At 68.5% G+C, this 16,578-nt stretch carries 16 protein-coding genes; 10 read left to right on the top strand and 6 right to left on the bottom strand.

Going from position 1 to position 16,578, the window contains the following annotated elements; genetic code table 11:
• Positions 1–2: 2 nt before the first annotated feature.
• On the bottom strand, positions 3–860 hold the full coding sequence (locus AU195_RS10870) for an oxidoreductase (RefSeq protein WP_082703030.1): 858 nt from the start codon (positions 858–860) through the stop codon (positions 3–5).
• A gap of 91 nt (positions 861–951) precedes the next feature.
• Here AU195_RS10870 and AU195_RS10865 point away from each other — a divergent pair, with 91 nt between their 5' ends.
• A complete protein-coding gene (locus AU195_RS10865; protein WP_059159073.1) occupies positions 952–1,380 on the top strand; it encodes a MarR family winged helix-turn-helix transcriptional regulator in 429 nt (142 codons plus the stop codon).
• A gap of 90 nt (positions 1,381–1,470) precedes the next feature.
• A complete protein-coding gene (locus AU195_RS10860) occupies positions 1,471–2,502 on the top strand; it encodes a fused (3R)-hydroxyacyl-ACP dehydratase subunits HadA/HadB (protein WP_059159072.1) in 1,032 nt (343 codons plus the stop codon).
• Between the two features lie 10 nt (positions 2,503–2,512).
• On the opposite strand, the gene AU195_RS10855 is transcribed toward AU195_RS10860, so the two are convergent.
• Together AU195_RS10855 and AU195_RS10850 are read right to left on the bottom strand one after the other, a co-directional pair.
• Complete coding sequence (locus AU195_RS10855; protein WP_059159098.1) at positions 2,513–3,649, bottom strand: glycoside hydrolase 5 family protein; 1,137 nt, start codon at positions 3,647–3,649, stop codon at positions 2,513–2,515.
• A gap of 89 nt (positions 3,650–3,738) precedes the next feature.
• Entirely contained in the window at positions 3,739–4,446 is a 708-nt protein-coding gene (locus AU195_RS10850) for a FadR/GntR family transcriptional regulator (protein ID WP_059159071.1), read from the bottom strand.
• Between the two features lie 124 nt (positions 4,447–4,570).
• On the opposite strand from AU195_RS10850, the gene AU195_RS10845 reads away from it, so the two are divergent.
• From AU195_RS10845 to AU195_RS10825, 5 genes are all read left to right on the top strand, one after another.
• Positions 4,571–5,086 (top strand): gluconokinase, encoded by a 516-nt coding sequence (locus AU195_RS10845; RefSeq protein ID WP_059159097.1) that lies wholly within the window; start codon positions 4,571–4,573, stop codon positions 5,084–5,086.
• Positions 5,087–5,122: 36 nt separating this feature from the next.
• On the top strand, positions 5,123–6,547 hold the full coding sequence (locus tag AU195_RS10840; RefSeq protein ID WP_059159070.1) for a GntP family permease: 1,425 nt from the start codon (positions 5,123–5,125) through the stop codon (positions 6,545–6,547).
• 1 nt (position 6,548) lies between these two features.
• Entirely contained in the window at positions 6,549–7,244 is a 696-nt protein-coding gene (locus AU195_RS10835) for a DNA alkylation repair protein (RefSeq protein WP_059159069.1), read from the top strand.
• A 58-nt stretch (positions 7,245–7,302) separates the two neighbouring features.
• Complete coding sequence (locus AU195_RS10830) at positions 7,303–8,220, top strand: NADP-dependent oxidoreductase (protein ID WP_059159068.1); 918 nt, start codon at positions 7,303–7,305, stop codon at positions 8,218–8,220.
• Between the two features lie 73 nt (positions 8,221–8,293).
• The gene (locus AU195_RS10825) at positions 8,294–9,784 is read left to right on the top strand and encodes a flavin-containing monooxygenase (protein ID WP_059159067.1); all 1,491 of its coding nucleotides are present in this window, start codon (positions 8,294–8,296) and stop codon (positions 9,782–9,784) included.
• 24 nt (positions 9,785–9,808) lie between these two features.
• On the opposite strand, the gene AU195_RS10820 is transcribed toward AU195_RS10825, so the two are convergent.
• Both AU195_RS10820 and AU195_RS10815 read right to left on the bottom strand, forming a co-directional pair.
• Positions 9,809–11,293 carry a hypothetical protein gene (locus AU195_RS10820; RefSeq protein WP_082703032.1) on the bottom strand — a complete coding sequence of 495 codons (1,485 nt, stop codon included), beginning with the start codon at positions 11,291–11,293 and terminating at the stop codon, positions 9,809–9,811.
• Between the two features lie 754 nt (positions 11,294–12,047).
• The gene (locus tag AU195_RS10815; RefSeq protein ID WP_059159096.1) at positions 12,048–12,485 is read right to left on the bottom strand and encodes a hypothetical protein; all 438 of its coding nucleotides are present in this window, start codon (positions 12,483–12,485) and stop codon (positions 12,048–12,050) included.
• 364 nt (positions 12,486–12,849) lie between these two features.
• On the opposite strand from AU195_RS10815, the gene AU195_RS10810 reads away from it, so the two are divergent.
• From AU195_RS10810 to surE, 3 genes are all read left to right on the top strand, one after another.
• Positions 12,850–13,557, top strand: a complete 708-nt coding sequence (locus AU195_RS10810) for a DUF1906 domain-containing protein (RefSeq protein ID WP_082703031.1) — start codon at positions 12,850–12,852, stop codon at positions 13,555–13,557.
• A gap of 83 nt (positions 13,558–13,640) precedes the next feature.
• Entirely contained in the window at positions 13,641–14,633 is a 993-nt protein-coding gene (locus tag AU195_RS10805; protein ID WP_059159064.1) for a 1-phosphofructokinase family hexose kinase, read from the top strand.
• A gap of 19 nt (positions 14,634–14,652) precedes the next feature.
• Positions 14,653–15,432, top strand: coding sequence for a 5'/3'-nucleotidase SurE (gene surE, locus AU195_RS10800; RefSeq protein WP_059159063.1), 780 nt, complete (start codon positions 14,653–14,655; stop codon positions 15,430–15,432).
• On the opposite strand, the gene AU195_RS10795 is transcribed toward surE, so the two are convergent.
• Positions 15,410–16,510 carry a coiled-coil domain-containing protein gene (locus AU195_RS10795; protein WP_059159062.1) on the bottom strand — a complete coding sequence of 367 codons (1,101 nt, stop codon included), beginning with the start codon at positions 16,508–16,510 and terminating at the stop codon, positions 15,410–15,412. The genes surE and AU195_RS10795 overlap by 23 nt on opposite strands.
• Positions 16,511–16,578: the final 68 nt, after the last annotated feature.

Here is a 16,578-nt window from a genome sequence, read left to right as displayed (position 1 = left end):
CACTACAGCGGCAGGTCCACCGGCAGGTCGATGTCGGCGACTGCCAGGTTCTCCTCGAGATGCGCGACCGACGACGTCCCGGGGATCAGCAGCACGTTCGGGGCCACGTTCAGCGTCCACGCCAGGGCGATCTGCGCCGGAGTCCGGTTCAGCTCGCCGGCGACGCGCTTGATGGTCGGGTTGCCGAGCACCGGGTTGTCGGCGACGAACCCCGAACCGAGCGGGAAGAACGGCACGAACGCGATGTTCCGTTCGACGCACAGGTCGAGCACGGGCGCAGACGTGCGGTCGGCGAGGTTGTACGCGTTCTGCACGCAGGCGATCTCGGTGCGCTCCAGCGCGATCTCGAGGTGTTCGCGTGAGACGCTGCTCAGGCCGATCCCGGCGATCAGTCCTTCGTCGCGGGCGGCGATCATCGTGTCGAGTTGCCGCTCGAACAGCCCACGGTCGACCCGCGCGGGACCGCCGATGTCGTCCCCGAACACCCGCAGGTTCACCGCCGCCAGCCGGTCCACCCCGAGGGTCTGCAGGTTCGCCTCGATGTCGCGGCGCAGGTCCTCGGGTTCCTGGGCGGGCAGCCAGTTGGCCTGGTCGTCCCGCTTGCCGCCCACCTTGCTGACCAGGGCGAGGTTGTCGGGGTACGGGTGCAGCGCCTCGCGGATCAGCTCGTTGGCGACGTTCGGTCCGTAGAACTGTGCGGTGTCGATGTGGTCGACACCGAGTTCGACCGCGCGCCGCAGCACCGCGATCGCCTGATCGTGGTCGCGCGGCGGGCCGAACACTCCGGGTCCGGGCAGCTGCATGGCGCCGAATCCGACGCGTCGGACGGTGTACGGGCCGAGGGGGAACGTCGTGGTCACGAGGCGTCAGCCTTTCATTAGGTCTCTAACTATCTGCTATCAAACTATATGAATGCTGATATTCTGGTCAACCGTTCTGAGGAGATCTCTCGTGGAAGACCAGCAGGTCGCTGCGCAACTCGCCGACGCATTCGGCCGCGCCGCGAAGTCGGTTGTCAGAGCGTTCGACGAACATCTCGGCGACCGTGGCGTCTCGACTCCCCGGTCGAAACTCCTCGCCGAGATCGACCGGCTGCAACCGGTTCGGTCCGCCGATGTGGCTCGGGCGGTGGGGATCACCCAGGCGACCGCGTCGACCCTGGTGGACGCGCTCGTGCGGGAAGGGCTCGTGGCGCGCGCACCGGACGAGAACGACCGTCGGGCAGTGCGTTTGACCACCACGGAGCCGGGCCGCGAGCAGGCGCGGGAATGGCGGGCGCAGTACACCCGGGCCGCGCACGCGATGTTCGCCGGATTCAGCGACGACGAGAAGAAGCTGCTCACCGAACTGCTCACCAAGCTCGGTGACGCCCTGGCCTGACACCCGTCGGTTTGTCGGTCGACGGTCGCCGCCGGTTACTGTGCTTGGGTCGGTCTCCGCGACAAGCCGGCAGAAGAGTTGAGTGAATCGATGACCGCAGCACCAGAAGCGTCGCCGCTCGAAGCCCGGGTCGGCCACTACTACCAGATGGACGACACCTACCTGGTCGGCCGCGAGAAGGTCCGCGAATACGCCCGGGCCGTTCAGGACTACCACCCGGCGCACTGGGACGTCGCCGCCGCCGCCGCGTTGGGCTATTCGGGTCTGGTGGCACCGCTGACCTTCACCTCGGCCCCGGGGATGTCCTGCAACCGCCGCATGTTCGAGCAGATCGTCGTCGGGTACGACACCTATCTGCAGACCGAGGAGGTCTTCGAGCAGCACCGGCCGATCGTGTCCGGCGACGAACTCCACGTCGACGTCGAGCTGACCTCGGTGCGCAGGATCGCCGGCCGCGACATGATCACGGTGACCAACACCTTCACCGACGCGGCAGGCGAACGGGTGCACACCCTGCACACCACTGTCGTCGGCGTCACCGCCGAGGACCTCAACCCTGACGTCAAGACAGCCGTGCAGAACGCGATGATGCACGACGTCGATTTCTCCGGAGTCGGCAGCCTGGACGGCCACTACGAGAAGACGGTGCGCCCCGAGGGTGAGATCCGGATCGCCGACGGTGGCCTGACGCGCACACCCGCGACGCCCTCGTTCGACGACGTGAGAGTCGGCGACGAGTTGCCGGTGCGCCACACCCGACTGTCGCGCGGTGACCTGGTCAACTACGCCGGCGTGGCCGGTGACGCCAATCCGATCCACTGGGACGAGGACATCGCCAAACTGGCCGGGCTCCCCGACGTGATCGCCCACGGCATGCTCACAATGGGTCTCGGTGCCGGATTCGCCTCCGCGTGGACCGGCGACCCCGGCGCGGTCACCCGCTACGCCGTGCGGCTGTCCGCCCCCGCGGTCGTGCCGGCCAAGGAGGGCGCCGACATCGAATTCAGCGGGCGCATCAAGTCATTGGACCCGGCGACCCGCTCCGGTGTCATCGTGGTCGCGGCGAAATCGCAGGGCAAGAAGATCTTCGGCCTCGCGACGATGAACGTCCGCTTCAGCTGACACTTCTGCCTCAGTTCGCGGTGCCGGCTCCGGCGAGCTTCCGGATGACGCGGATCTCGTCCTCCGCATAGGGCCGCCCATCCGGGTGCAGCAGGTCGCTGAACCACGGATCGGGAGGCGAGGTGTAGGGCTCCTTCCACGAATCCCACGGCAGATACGTCTGCGTCCTCCCGGCGACGAAGCCCCAGTTGTACGCCCCGACGTTGCGCCGCTTGGCAACCGGGAGAATTCCTTCCACGGTGCTGCCCAAGCCCCGCGCCAGGTACTCGGTGCACAGGATCGGCCGTCCCAGCGGAGTGAGTTCGTCGATGCGGGCCTCGAACTCGCCCGGATCGCCGTAGCTGTGGAAGGTGATGACGTCCGAATGCTCGAGCTGCAGGCTGCAGATCGCGCTGCGGCTTCCCGGATCCCTCCAATGCCCCTGCCACACACCGCTGGTCAACGGCTGCACCGGATTGACGGCCCGGGTCCACTGGAAGACGTGGGGCAGGAACGCCTCGACCAGTTCCTGCTTGTCCTCGTGCTCCACCTTGCGGTAGTCGCGCGCCGGATTGTCCGGTTCGTTCCACACGTCCCAGCCGAGTACACGAGGATCGTCGCGGAACTGGCCGACCACACCTGTGACGTAACTCTGCAGGACACGGGTGTAGCCCGGGTCCTGCAGACGTGCGGCCCCCGGGCTCTGCACCCAACCGGAGTTGTGCACTCCGGCGATCGGGGCCCGCTGACGACCCGCCTTCGGCTGCGGATCCCAGCACGAATCGAACAGGACGAAGAGCGGCTTGATGTTGTGCCTCGCCGCGATGCCCACGAACTGGGCGAGCCGGTGGCTGAAGCCCACCCGGTCGGTGGCCCACAGCAGATCGTGGAGGAACACCCGCACGGTGTTGAATCCGATCTGCTGTGCCAGCCGGAGTTCGGCATCGATGCGACGCGGATCGTAAGTGCCCGCCTGGAACATCTCGATCTGGTTCCCGGCGGTGGAGGTGACGTAGTTGGCGCCGAGCAGCCATCCCTGCGCCGCGTACCAGGCATTGGCGCGGTCAGCCGTCCATCGGCTCGGCGCAGCAGAGACCACAGGTACTCGGGTCAGTGCCGCGGCTGCGGCCAGGTACAGCGGGAGCTTGAGGGCCGTTCGCCGGTGCACCACGTGACCATAGTGTTCGTCGCCGCGCTGTCAGCGCGCTTGTGTCATCCCGCAACACAACGGGTTTCGAATCGTTATCGAGAGCCGGACTACTGCGACTCGTTGACGACGGCGGATGCCGCCTCGTCGATGATGGCGCGCATCGCCTGCTCGGCCTGCTTCTCCTCGCCCATCCTGATCGCGCGCGCGACCTCGTCGTGCAACGCGATCGCCGCGAGGTTGGGCTTCTCCGGCATCATGCCGTGGTGGGTGCGGCCGGTGAGCACTTCGGCGACCACGCCGGCCAACGCCCGGAACATCTCGTTGCCACTGGCTTCCAGCAGTGTCTGATGAAACAGCTTGTCCGCCAGCAGATACGCGTCGAGATCTCCCGCGCGTCCGTGTACGACCATGTCGGACACCGCAGAAGCCATGACCCGGCACTGATGCGGGGTGGCCCGCCGCGCCGCCAACGCCGCCGCGGCCGGCTCGAAGCCCAGGCGCAACTCCGACAGCGACACCAATACGGCGGTGCGGTTCCCGACGTCCAGCCGCCACCGGATCAGCATCGGGTCGAAGACGTTCCACTTCTCCGCCGGCTGAACCGTGATCCCGACCCGACGCCGCGACGCGACCATCCCCAGGGATTCCAGCACGCGGATCGCCTCGCGGGCGGCGGTGCGCGACACGCCGTGCTCAGCGCTCACTCCGTCCAGGGTGAGGATCGCACTGGGGGCGTACCGACCCGACACGATCGCGGTCCCCAGGGCAGTCAGAAGGCTGCCGTGAAGAGCGCCGGCGTACGGCCGATCGAGCATAGTTAAATCATGTCAGACCCACGCACCCCACGGAAGGAACAGCCTGTTTCGCACTTGCCACTTGTAAAAGTATGACTATTGATGCAGGCTATGTGACGTCGCACACACGAGGTGGGTGGAGGGTATGGCAGCACCGATCGTCGTCATGGGGGTTTCGGGGTCCGGTAAGTCGACCGTCGGCGCGGCGTTGGCGCAGCGCCTGCGGGTGCCTTTCGCCGACGCCGACGACTTCCATCCCGCGGAGAACATCGCGAAGATGACGGCCGGACATCCCCTCGACGACGACGACCGGCATCCCTGGCTGGAGTCGATCGGTGAGTGGCTGGCGGCGCACGGCGACGGTGGAGTGATGAGCTGCTCCGCGCTCAAGCGCAAGTACCGAGACCAACTGCGGCGGCATTGCGCCGAGGTCGAGTTCCTCCATCTGGCGGGTTCTGTCGAGACCATCGGTCGACGGCAGGCCAGCCGGCCGGGCCACTTCATGCCTGCGACGCTGCTCGCGTCGCAGTTCGAGACGCTGGAGCCCCTCGATTCCGATGAGCGCGGCGTCGCCATCGATATTGACCAGAGCATCGACTCGATCATCGAGAGTTACGTCAGCACACGAGATTCCCACACAGCCGAGAAGGAGGACAGATGAGTCGGGGTATGGACGTCACTGTGGTCGGGGGTTCGCGTGGAGGCCATTGATCCCGCGTACGGCACTGCCACGCTGCTGCTGATCGCCGCGGGCGCCGTCGCGCTACTGCTGTTCCTCATCATCAAGGTCAAGCTCCACGCCTTCCTCTCCCTGGTGCTGGTGAGTGCGCTCACGGCGCTCGCCGCGGGCATCCCGGTGGCCGATGTGCCCGACGCGCTGGCCTACGGCTTCTCGAACACGCTGGGCTCGGTGGCACTGCTCGTCGGGTTCGGCGTCATGATCGGCAGGCTTCTCGAGATCACTGGCGGCGCACAGGTTCTCGCTGACACCCTGATCGGCCGGTTCGGCGAGAAGCGTGCACCGTTCGCGCTCGGCGTGGCCGCCCTGCTGTTCGGGTTCCCGATCTTCTTCGACGCCGGGCTGGTCGTGTTCCTCCCGATCATCATGACGGTCGCGCGGCGCTTCGGCGGCTCGATGCTGCTCTACGCGTTCCCGGCCGCCGGCGCCTTCGCGGCCATGCACGCGTTGGTCCCGCCGCATCCCGGCCCGGTCGCGGCCGCCGAACTGCTCGGCGCCAACATCGGTCTCACCCTCATCATCGGCGTCCCGGTCGCCATCGTGTCCTGGTACGTCGGGGCGTTCCTGGTCTCCCAGGTCATCGGACGACGCGTGCACGTCGACATCCCCGCCACGTTGTTCGGTGAGATGAACGGCGGCCGAGACGTCGACGAAGCCGACACCTCCGCGGCCGGCACGACACGCACGCTCACCCGGACCCCGCCGGCGTTCCTCACCGTGCTCGGGGTGTTGCTGCTGCCGTTCGTGCTGATCTCCTTCAACACCGTGCTCGACACGCTGATGACCGCCGGCGTGATCGAGGAGGGTGCGACGTGGGCGGAGTACCTCAAACTGCTCGGCAACACCTCGATTGCGCTGTTGATCACGGTGATCGTGGCGACTCTTGTCCTGGGGTTGCGCGGCCGGTCCATGGCCGCGGTCACCGACATCCTCGACAACGCCCTCGGCCCCATCTGCGCGATCATCCTCATCACCGGCGCCGGCGGGATGTTCGGGGGCGTGCTGCGGCTGAGCGGTATCGGCGACGCGCTGAGCAGCTCACTGTCGAACCTCGGTATCTCGTTGATCCTGCAGGCGTTCCTGATCTCCACGCTGCTTCGCGTCGCGCAGGGTTCGGCGACCGTCGCGTTGACGACGACGGCGGGCCTCCTCAGCGCAGCCGTCGCCGCGGCGGGCCTGAGCAGTGTCCAGCTCACGGCGTTGGTGATGGCCATCGCGGCCGGCGCGACGGTCCTCTCACACGTCAACGACTCGGGCTTCTGGTTGGTCAGCCGGTTCTTCGGCATGGACGTGAAAACGACCCTCAAGACATGGACGGTCATGGAGACGACGCTCGGGCTCACCGCCTTCGTCATCAGCCTCGGGTTGTGGGCCATCGCCTGACATGGCCGGGCTGATCGCCGACGTCCGCGGCGCTCTGGCCGCGGCAGCGGATCCGGCCCGCGCACCGGCCATGCAGGCCTACATGAGGTCGGAGATGCCGTACCACGGTGTGCGCCTCCCCGACGTGCGCCGGATCTGCGCGCCGATCTTCGACGCGCATCCCCTCGGCTCCGCGGAGGCGTTCGACGCCGCCGTCGAGCGCTTGTTCACCGAGGCGACACACCGCGAAGAGCGTTACGCCGCAGTCCAACTCGCGCGCCACCGGCGCTACCGCCCGTACCAGAGTGCGGACCGGATCCCGATGTATCGCCGACTGATCATCGCCGGTGGTTGGTGGGACACCGTCGACGAGATCGCCGCCAACCTGGTCGGCCCGATACTGGCGTCGCATCCCGCGCGGGTACGGCCGATCGTGCTCGGCTGGGCGACCGATCGGAACCTGTGGCTGCGCAGGACTGCGATCATCGCCCAGTTGGGCGCCAAGGACGGCACCGACCTCGAACTGCTGACGTCGGCCATCGACGCCAATGCCGGCGACACCGAGTTCTTCATCCGCAAGGCGATCGGCTGGGCGTTGCGGCAGTACGCGCGCACCGACCCGCAGTGGGTTCGGACGTTCGTCGATGAACGAGAGGACCGGCTCAGCGGTCTCTCCAAACGCGAGGCGCGCAAGCATCTCCGGCCTCCCGCGGAGTAACACGCCGCCTGCCGTGGTTGCACCGCGTGGACCACCTCGACCGATGGGAGACAGGCAGATGTCACGCACCGCGCAATTCGCCGAATACGGGGACTCCGACGTCCTGAAGGTGGTCGATGCGCCGCCCCCGGCGCCCGGCCCCGGTCAGGTCCGCATCGCGGTGCGAGCCGCGGGCGTCAACCCCATCGACTGGAAGATCGTCGCGGGTTTCATGCGCGAACAGATCCCGCTGCGACTGCCCGCCGGCACCGGATCCGATGTGGCCGGCGTGGTCGACGAAATCGGCTCCGGGGTGACGGAATGGGCGGTCGGCGACGCGGTGCTGGGCGTTTCGGCGACACCGGCTTTCGCCGACTACGCCCTGGCCGACGCGGGTGACCTCGTCCGCAAGCCCGAGGGCATGAGCTGGGAAGTGGCCGGTTCCCTTGCCGGTGCGGGCGGCACGGCCTATGTCGTGCTACAGGAACTCGGCGTCGGCGCCGGTGACACGCTGCTGGTCCACGCGGCCGCGGGCGGTGTCGGCACTTTCGCGGTTCAGCTGGCCACCGCCCGAGGCGCCACCGTCATCGGTACGGCCAGCGAACGCAACCACGACTATCTGCGGTCGATCGGCGCGACGCCGGTCACCTACGGCGACGGACTGCTCGAGCGGGTCCGTGCGGCAGCTCCCGAGGGAGTCGACGCCGTGCTCGACGCCTCGGGCCGGGGCGAGATCCCGATGTCGATCGAACTCACCGGAGACCCCGCCCGGGTCCTCTCACTGGTGGCGTTCGACGCCGCCGACACCGGCATCCGGCTTCATGTCGGCGGTGCGGGCGGCGTGCTCGGGGAGGCTCTTGGCGAACTGCTGGCACTCATCGAGCAGGACCGCCTCAGCGTCTCGATCAGCCGCACCTACCCGTTGGAGGAGGTGGTCGCCGCCCTGGACGAGAGCCGCGCCGGACACCTGAACGGGAAGATCGTGATCGTGCCGTAGCGGTCCCCCGCATTTCCGCGCCGGGTGCGCGGATCTGTCCCCTGCGGGAACCGGCCGTGCAACAGTTCCCGGGATGGGGCGACGTGTCGCGGTGATCGGAGCCGGCCCGGGCGGGCTGGTCGCCGCGCGGTGGTTGCAGGCTGAGGGGTTCACCCCGACGATCTTCGAACGCAGTCCCACGCTCGGAGGGCAGTGGGCGGGGATCGCGGGACGCAGCGGTGTGTGGCCGGCCATGCACACCAACACCAGTCGGGTGATGACCGCCTTCAGTGACCTCGACAACGACCGCGCTCCCGTGTACCCGTCGAACCGGGACATCCTCGACTACCTGCACCGCTACGCCGACATGTTCGGTCTGTACCCACACATCCGCTTCGGCTCTCGGGTGGACCGGCTCGAGCAGGACGGGGCCGGCTGGCGGATCAGCGGTGACGGCCAGAGCGAGTGGTTCGACTGGGTGGTGGTGGCCACCGGGCGGTTTCATCGTCCGGCCATTCCCCCGGTCCCCGGTCTGGCGACCTTCACCGGGTCGGCCGCGGCCGTGTCGAGTTACGACTACCGCGGACCCCTGCCGTATGCCGGCCAGCGCATCCTCGTCGCCGGTTGCGCGATCAGCGCCCTCGAGATCGCCGCGGAGGTCGCGCTTTCGGGCGCCGCGCGTGTCGTCGTGGCCCAGCGCAGACAGCGCTATGTGCTCCCGAAGTTCGCCGCCGGCGTGCCCTCTGACCACCGGATGTTCACCCGGTACGCGACACTGGCCGCCGAGGCACTTCCGGCACCAGAGGTCGACCGGCAGCTGAGGGAGATCGTCGTCGAGGCCGCGGGCACGCCGGACCAGTACGGCGCACCCGCACCCGATCCGTCCCTCTTCGCCGCGGGCGTCACCCTCAACCAGGGTTATCTCCCGCTGGTGGCGGAGGGGCGCATCTCGATCCGACCGTGGATGGCGAGCGTCGATAGGACCCGCGTGACGTTCGCCGACGGGTCCGCCGAGGACGTCGACGGGATCGTGTTCGGAACGGGCTTCGAGTTGCACATGCCCTTTCTCAGCGACCACATCCGTTCGGTCGTGAACCTCGATGCAGTGCACATGGATTCGTATCGTCACACCTTTCATCCCGACCTGCCGGGGCTGGCGTTCCTCGGCATGTGGGATCAGTCTGGTGGTTACTTCGTCCCGCTCGAATTGCAGGCCAGGTGGATCGCATACACGTGGGGCGGCGCCGTGGCCCCGCCGACCGAGGCCGAACAACGTTCGGGGATCGCCGCATACCGTGCGCGACGGGGCATGCCGCAGAAGACACGGATGAACCTGGCGGCTCTCACCTTCGCGCGCGCGGCCGGGGTCGAGCCGCGACTCGACCGGTGGCCGCAGCTGAGGCGCGCGCTGCTGTTCGGGCCATTGGCGCCCAGTTGCTTTCGTATGGAAGGCCCCGACGCGCTCCCGGACGCCGCCCGCCGATTCGAAAGCGATGCGGCCGTGTTCGGTGCCATCACGTCGGCCGACATGACGCCGCGGGAAGCGCGGTACTGGTCGCTGGTCGAACGGCCCGGCACAGGCTGATCAGCGACCGGATCCTCCTGACCCTCAGGGCAGGAAGAGAATGCCGTCGTCCGACGCGGCCTTCATCAGCTGCGGGATGGTCAGGGTTCCGTAGCCGGTGTGGACGGGTCCCCGCGCGGTGCCGAGCCACAGCACGATGCCGGGGTCGGGCGTGACGTCGAGGTGGTAGGCCTGGACGCCGGGCAGGTGGTACTGGAAGAAGTTCATGAGGTAGTCCACGAGGAAGACGACGCTGCCGATCGGGCTCGTCCCCCACAGCTGAGAGGCGTTGTACAACGGCGTCATCGCGGCGGGGTCGCCGATCATCACGATGGGACCGAAATGCGGTTTGCTTCCCCCGCCCGGCACGTACGGCGGCATGAACGGTTGCAGGCCAGGCAGATCCGTCGCCATGTACGGCGCGGAGCTGCCGTACGTCCCGATGTTGACGAACATCGAGTCGGCGCCGTTGCCGGGTACGACGGTGTTGATTCCGGGAGCCTCGAAGCCGATGCCGGACAGGCCCGTCTGCTGCGCGACGTACTGCGCCTCCCAGCCGCCGAGCGAGTGACCCGTGACGAAGATGTCCTCGTCGCTGTAGCCCTGCAGGGCAGCCTCGGCGCGCACCTCTTCGGCGAAGTCGAGGGCGTCGTGGAACGCCAACGGCGTTGTGCCCGTGAACACCACCTGCAGGTCGGCGAGCACCTGAGCGATGGTGGTGAGCGGGTTGAACAGCAGATGCGATCCGCCCGTCGTGCCCTGGTAGGCGATGATCACCTGCCCCTCGGGGGTCACCCACGCCCGGCCCACCATGCCCGAGAAGACGTTGGTCGACGACATCTGGAACCCGTCGACGGTCAGCGGCACCAACCCGCCGGGCGTCGCCCCGAGCACATATCCGGCCGCGGACGCGTTGAGGAACTGCGCCACGGTCGGAGTCGGCCGGTCCGTCGGGCCGGTGTACGTCAGGGTCGGGACCACGGGTTGCGGGGCCGGCGTTCGCCACAGACCCAACTGCCGCTCGAGCTCGCGAAACGCGCCGAAGATCGCGTCGTTGATGGGCGCGAAACTGATCGGAAGGCTGGGGCTGTTCGCCGACGAGGTGAAGTCCAGGATCTCGAGCACGGCGTTGACCAACCGGCCCGGCAGCTCGAGCAACTCGGCGATCGGTGACAACGGCTGCGGCGGGCTGGGCGCGGTGTCGACCGTGGGGTCGACGACAGCGGCGAGCGCGGGCGCCGCAGCATCGACCAGTGTGGCCGCCACGAGGTAGGTCTTCTTTTCGCGTGGGGCCTCTACAGTGATGACCTCGGTCGGCGGGGTGAGTGTCGCCACCGCTGCGAAGTCCTTCTCGTCCGCCGCGTGACCATGGTTCGCCACCGGTTGGTCGGCGGCCTGCGTGTCGCGGAGGGGTTCCACTTCCGGCGCGGCGTTAGATCCGGTGACCGGGTCTGGTTTAGGGACAACAGGTTCCGGGACGGCGGGTTCTGGGACGACGGGTTCCGGGACAACGATTCCCGGGACGGCGATTTCCGGGACGGTGGTGGCATCCCCGGGCTGCGCCGGCGGTGCTGCCTCCCCGCCGCTGATCTCCTCGGCCGGTGTGGTCGTGTCCGACGACCCGTCGCCTACGGGGTCGCCGAGATCGGCGTCGAGATCGTGCCCATGCTCGGTGACCTCGGCGCTGTCGTGCTCGGTCTCTGTACCGGGTGGGTCCGCCGGGCGCGGGTCGGCGGTCTCGGGTTCGCCGCCGCCGAGCGGCTTGTCGGCGTCGGCGCGGTCGGCGGACCCCTGGTTCGTCTGCGCGGTCGCATTCGAGGTTTTGTCAGAAACGGTGTCGTCGGCCCACGCCACGCCGGGCGCAGGCGCGCCGGCGACCGCCGCGCACAGCGCGATCGCCGCGATGCCGTAGCGGATCGACCAGCTGTTGGTGCGGCTTCTTGCGCGCTTGACGTCTTCCACCGCCGACGGCTCCCTCTCGACACGGACATGAACTCTGACAACGTACATTGTCTTGTGAGGGCCGTCACACGGATCGTGTGTTCGTTGTCGAGAAGTCTGACTACGGCAGGCGGTGGAAGGGACGCGGGTGCGCGCATCCGGCCTCGACACCACCCCGCGTCCCGGAGATCCGATCAGGACCGAGCTGGACAACCTGCGAGTTCTCGGAAGCGGTTGAGGCGCAATGTCTTTGAGCAGGCCGGTGGACTCGGCCTGCGCGCCGCCAGATCACGGCACCGGTCCTCCCGGCACGCACCGGTTCGGCGTTCGAGACGAGGACCGTTCAGGCCGTGATCCGCATGTCGGCACCCGGATGCGAACTGAGCGTGATGACCACGGTGCCGCTGCCCGTTCCGAACGTGGTGTTGGCGTAGCCGATGAAGCCGTAGTGCCCGTCGATCGTCGACACCGCGGTGATGTCGCCGCTTCCCGAGGCGCCGGTGTCGAGGTTGGTCCACGCGGCGGTCACGGTGAGCGCACAGGATCCGTCGTAGATGCCCGCGTCGTAGTGGATCGCCACGCGGACGCCGTCTTCGACCCGATCGTCGACCTGGACCGGCGTCACCTGCGCCTCGGCGCTGACGCTCCCGGCGCACGTCGACGATGCCACCACCGGAACCGCTCCGAGTTGCGCGAAGCCCTCGGCGTGGGCCGGCGCCATGCACCACCAGGGCGCAGACAGCGCGACGGCGAACGCGCCGACAGCACGGGACACGGTCATGCCTTCGTTATCGGCGGCCAGGACGGTGACGTTAGCGATGGCGGGCCACGAGGTCCTGACGACCCGGCAGTTGATGAAGGGCGGCATCCGATGACAGCGCTAGGCGGCCGAACTCGGCCAGTCGGCACGGACACCGAGAACAGGCGAGCGGCCGCTTGTCGCTCTCGACGTACTCGGAGCGGTGACATCGACACGCCCACGCAAGGCAACCTCGAGCGCAATCGGCTCGGCGAGGCATCACCGTCAACTCCAGTCTCATCGTTAACATCGGGCCGTGCATCACTCGCCGGAGAAGTCCGGTCTTCGGCATTCGCGTCCGGTGTCCCGGCGCGACGCGCTGCGCTATGCGGCTGCCGCGTCGGCGATGGCCGGGCTGGGCGCGGCGTCAGTACCCACGGCGGCGGCTGCCGCACCACGACTGATCGACTTCGCCGCGCACCAGATTCCCGCCGAGCACATCCGCGCCGCGGGTTACTCCGGGGTGGTGAACTACGTCTCGATGTCGCGTCCCGGTACGAACTTCGGCGCCAAACCGATCACCAGGCCCTACGCCGAATCGCTGACCAAGGCCGGACTCGTGATCATCAGCAACTACCAATACGGGAAGCCCGGCGGCAGCGCACCGTCGGACTTCACGCGGGGGTACGCCGGCGGTGTCGCGGATGCCCGCGCCGCGTGGCAGCTGCACACGGCGGCAGGTGGCGGTCGTAGCGCACCGATCTTCTTCTCCATCGACGAGGACATCAGCCGTGAAACGTGGCAAACCGTTGCGCTGCAGTGGTTTCGGGGGATCAACTCCGTGCTCGGCGTGCAACGCACTGGTGTCTACGGCGGTATCGACGTGTGTCATTGGGCTGCCGTCGACGGCGTGATCGGGAACTCGCGCACCCCCGGACGCGTGTGGGCGTGGCAGACCAAGGCGTGGTCCGGCAATCGGATCCACCCCAACGCCGTTCTCTACCAGCGCATCGTGGCCACCAAGTCGAATCCGGGCCCGCTGGTCGGCGGGTACGAAGTCGACGTCAACGACGTCCTGGCCCAGGATTGCGGCCAGTGGAACCTGCATCCGTGAGGTCCTATCCCCGCTGAAGCGGCCGTCGAACCGGCCAGGTGCTCAGCGGATGGGTCGATGTCCGGGTGGGTACCCCCCAGCCCATGGCAGACAAGAAACCCCGCGACGACAACCCCGATGGCCGCGATTCCGTCGTCATCTTCGCCCCGCTGCCCGTTCTCACCGTGACGGTCGAGGACCGCTCGGGGACGGCCGACATCCACGTCCACGCCGGGGGTCAGGGTGTCTGGCAGTCGCGCATGATGTCCTCGCTCGGGGTTCCGGTCGTGCTGTGCTCGGCACTCGGCGGTGAGACGGGCGACGTGCTCGGACACCTGCTGCCCATGCGCGACGTCACCGTGCGGGCCGTGCCGGTCAGCGCACGCAACGGCTCCTACGTGCACGACCGCCGCTCGGGCAGCCGTGAGGTCATCGCTGAGGCCGACGGCAGCCCGCTGGACCGCCACGAGCTCGACTCCCTCTACGAGCTCACCCTCACCGAGGGACTGACCCACGGCCGGGTACTGCTGTCCGGGCCACAGGAGGACGACGTGGTGCCGGCCAATCTCTATCGGCGGCTGTCCACCGACCTCGGCGCCAACGGCTGCAAGGTGGCCGCCGACCTCTCCGGCGAGCGGCTCGAAGCGGTGCTCGCCGGCAAGCCGGACCTGATCAAGGTCAGCCACGAGGAGCTCCTCGACGACGGCCGGGCGAAGTCGGAGGACCCCGAAGACCTCGTCAAAGCGATGCGGTCCATCCGCGAGGACGGTGCGGGCACCATCGTGGTGTCCCGGTCCGGATCCGCGCCGGCCCTGGCCCTGCTCGACGACCGCGACCCCGACGGCGACGGGACCCGGGGCGGTGACGTCGTCGAGATCTGCATGCCGGCGTTGGAGCCGGCCGATTCGGCAGGCGCCGGAGATTCCATGACCGCAGGCATCGTGTCCGCGCTGGCGAGCGGTCGCCCGCTGCGCCGGGCGCTGCAGATCGGCGCGGCCTGCGGGGCGCTCAACGTCGTGCGACACGGGCTGGGTACCGGTGGCGCACGGGCCGTCGAGACGCTCGCCGAGCGGGTGGAGCTGCACCCATGGAAATAGCGCTGATGGAGGTTGACGCGTGCCACTCGCTCTGGTGACCAACGACGACGGGATCGACTCCCCCGGTCTGCACACACTGGTGATCGCGGCGTTGGAGGCCGGGTTGGACGTGATCGTTGCCGCCCCGGCCGAGCAGGCCAGCGGAGCGAGCGCCGCGCTCAGCGCGGTCCGCCAGGACGGCCACACGATCGTCGAGCAGCGAGACCTGCACGACCTCGACGTGCAGGCATGGGCGGTCCAGGCGCAGCCGGGACACATCGTCGCCGCCGCGCTCAACGGGTGGTTCGATCCCCGTCCGGACCTCGTGCTGTCCGGTATCAACCACGGCGCCAACGTCGGTCGCGCCGTCCTGCACTCCGGCACCGTCGGCGCGGCACTCACCGCGAAGATCAGCGACACCCGCGCGCTGGCGGTTTCCCTGGACGTCGCGCTCCATCCGACCGGTGAGCGGTACTGGAAGACGGCCGCCGGCCTGCTCGCGCCGGTGCTGGACTTGCTGTTCGACGCCCCCGACGGCACCGTGCTGTCCCTCAACGTCCCGGATCGGCCTGCGGCGGATCTGGGTCCGATCCGCCACGCGCGGCTGGCCCGGAGCGGGGCGGTGCAGACGCGGGTGGAAGAGGTGCGCGACGGGGGCGTGCGCCTGGGCGAGGTCGAGGTGTCCGACGAGCCGGAGGACGACACCGACAGCGCACTGCTCGACGCCGGGCACCCGACACTGACGGAGCTGCGGTCGGTCGAGGCGGACGAGGGCGAGTTCGTGCGTAGGTGGCTGGCTAGCGGCGGGGGGTCGTGGTGATGTGGACGTGGTCGTAGTGGCCGTAGCCTGACGCCTGCGGACCAGCCGGCGTGTAGTACGTGCCGCGCCAGATCACGTCCTGCAACCCGAAGCGGGCGGCGTTGGCCATCGCGAACGCCAGGATCTGGTCGCCCAGCGCGATGCCCTCGGGGCTCTCGGGGTTCGGGATCATGATGTCGATCGCCAGACCGCTCGGATGCCACGGCTTCGAATCCGGCCGCACCCCGTCGATGTCGGCGATCTGAGGGAACTGCCGGCTGACAGCCCTGGCGGCCAGGATGGTGTTCGGCTGCAATCCGGCCTCTGATGCGACACCCATGGGCAGTGCTTCGGGGAGCTCCGGCACGGCAGCTGCGGGGGGCGGTGCGACGTCGCCGGGAGGCATGCCGGGAAGCGCGGCGATCGCCGGGCCTGCCGGAGGGGGCGCGCTCGGCGGCGGAGCGCTGTCGACGATCGCTTGCTGTTGCGGGGTCAGCGCCGCGTACTGCGCTTCCGCGGCGGCGATCTGGCGCAGCAGTTCCTTCCACTTGGCCTGCAGGTCCGCGCGCACCTTGGCGGCCTTCTCGGCTGCGGCACGGGCGTCCGCGGCGGATCTCCCGGAGGCCTGGGCGGCGGCGGCCGCGCGCTCCTTCGTTGCTCGATACGCCTTCATCTGGTCGGCCGTGGTGGCGGCGACGACCTTCTGCACCGACAGCCTGTCGATCAGTTGTTGCGGCGAGGCCGCGGTCAGCACCGCCGCCATCTGACCGTCCTGGCCACTCATGTAGTTCATTGCCGCGATCCGGTCGACCGCCGCCTGATAGGGCGCGAGCTGGTCGTTCGCGACCGCAAGGGCTTCGGCGTCGGTGCGGTGGCGGTCTTCGGCCGCTGTTTGGGCAGCCAGTTTGGCGTCGGCATCGCGTTGAGCGGCGGTGACGGCCTCGCGCGTCTGCAGCGCCTGACTGGACAACTCGTTGAGCTTGGCGAGTGCGTCAGCCGCCGGGTCCGCCTTCACGCCGCCGATCGACAGGGTCAGCACCAGGACGACAGCAGCTGATCCGCACGCCATTCGCCGAAGTAGGGGGCGCTCCCGGGTCATACGGATTGCCACGATCCTTGGCGTCGAGGACCGATCATGGTCCGGCTGTCGATGTCCCGGGCAAGGCT

The organism is Mycobacterium sp. IS-1496 (assembly GCF_001499995.1).
GTDB lineage: Bacteria > Actinomycetota > Actinomycetes > Mycobacteriales > Mycobacteriaceae > Mycobacterium.
Note: the sequence above shows the minus strand (reverse complement) of the source record. Positions and strands in the feature narration are given on the sequence as shown.

What these genes read in the sequence shown, in the direction of transcription:
- AU195_RS10860 (WP_059159072.1), top strand. Translation starts at nt 1,471, where the DNA reads ATGACCGCAGCACCAGAAGCGTCGCCGCTCGAAGCCCGGGTCGGCCAC.
- AU195_RS10850 (WP_059159071.1), bottom strand. Translation starts at nt 4,446, where the DNA reads ATGCTCGATCGGCCGTACGCCGGCGCTCTTCACGGCAGCCTTCTGACT.
- AU195_RS10845 (WP_059159097.1), top strand. Translation starts at nt 4,571, where the DNA reads ATGGCAGCACCGATCGTCGTCATGGGGGTTTCGGGGTCCGGTAAGTCG.
- AU195_RS10835 (WP_059159069.1), top strand. Translation starts at nt 6,549, where the DNA reads ATGGCCGGGCTGATCGCCGACGTCCGCGGCGCTCTGGCCGCGGCAGCG.
- AU195_RS10830 (WP_059159068.1), top strand. Translation starts at nt 7,303, where the DNA reads ATGTCACGCACCGCGCAATTCGCCGAATACGGGGACTCCGACGTCCTG.
- AU195_RS10825 (WP_059159067.1), top strand. Translation starts at nt 8,294, where the DNA reads ATGGGGCGACGTGTCGCGGTGATCGGAGCCGGCCCGGGCGGGCTGGTC.
- AU195_RS10815 (WP_059159096.1), bottom strand. Translation starts at nt 12,485, where the DNA reads ATGACCGTGTCCCGTGCTGTCGGCGCGTTCGCCGTCGCGCTGTCTGCG.
- AU195_RS10810 (WP_082703031.1), top strand. Translation starts at nt 12,850, where the DNA reads ATGGCCGGGCTGGGCGCGGCGTCAGTACCCACGGCGGCGGCTGCCGCA.
- AU195_RS10805 (WP_059159064.1), top strand. Translation starts at nt 13,641, where the DNA reads ATGGCAGACAAGAAACCCCGCGACGACAACCCCGATGGCCGCGATTCC.
- AU195_RS10795 (WP_059159062.1), bottom strand. Translation starts at nt 16,510, where the DNA reads ATGACCCGGGAGCGCCCCCTACTTCGGCGAATGGCGTGCGGATCAGCT.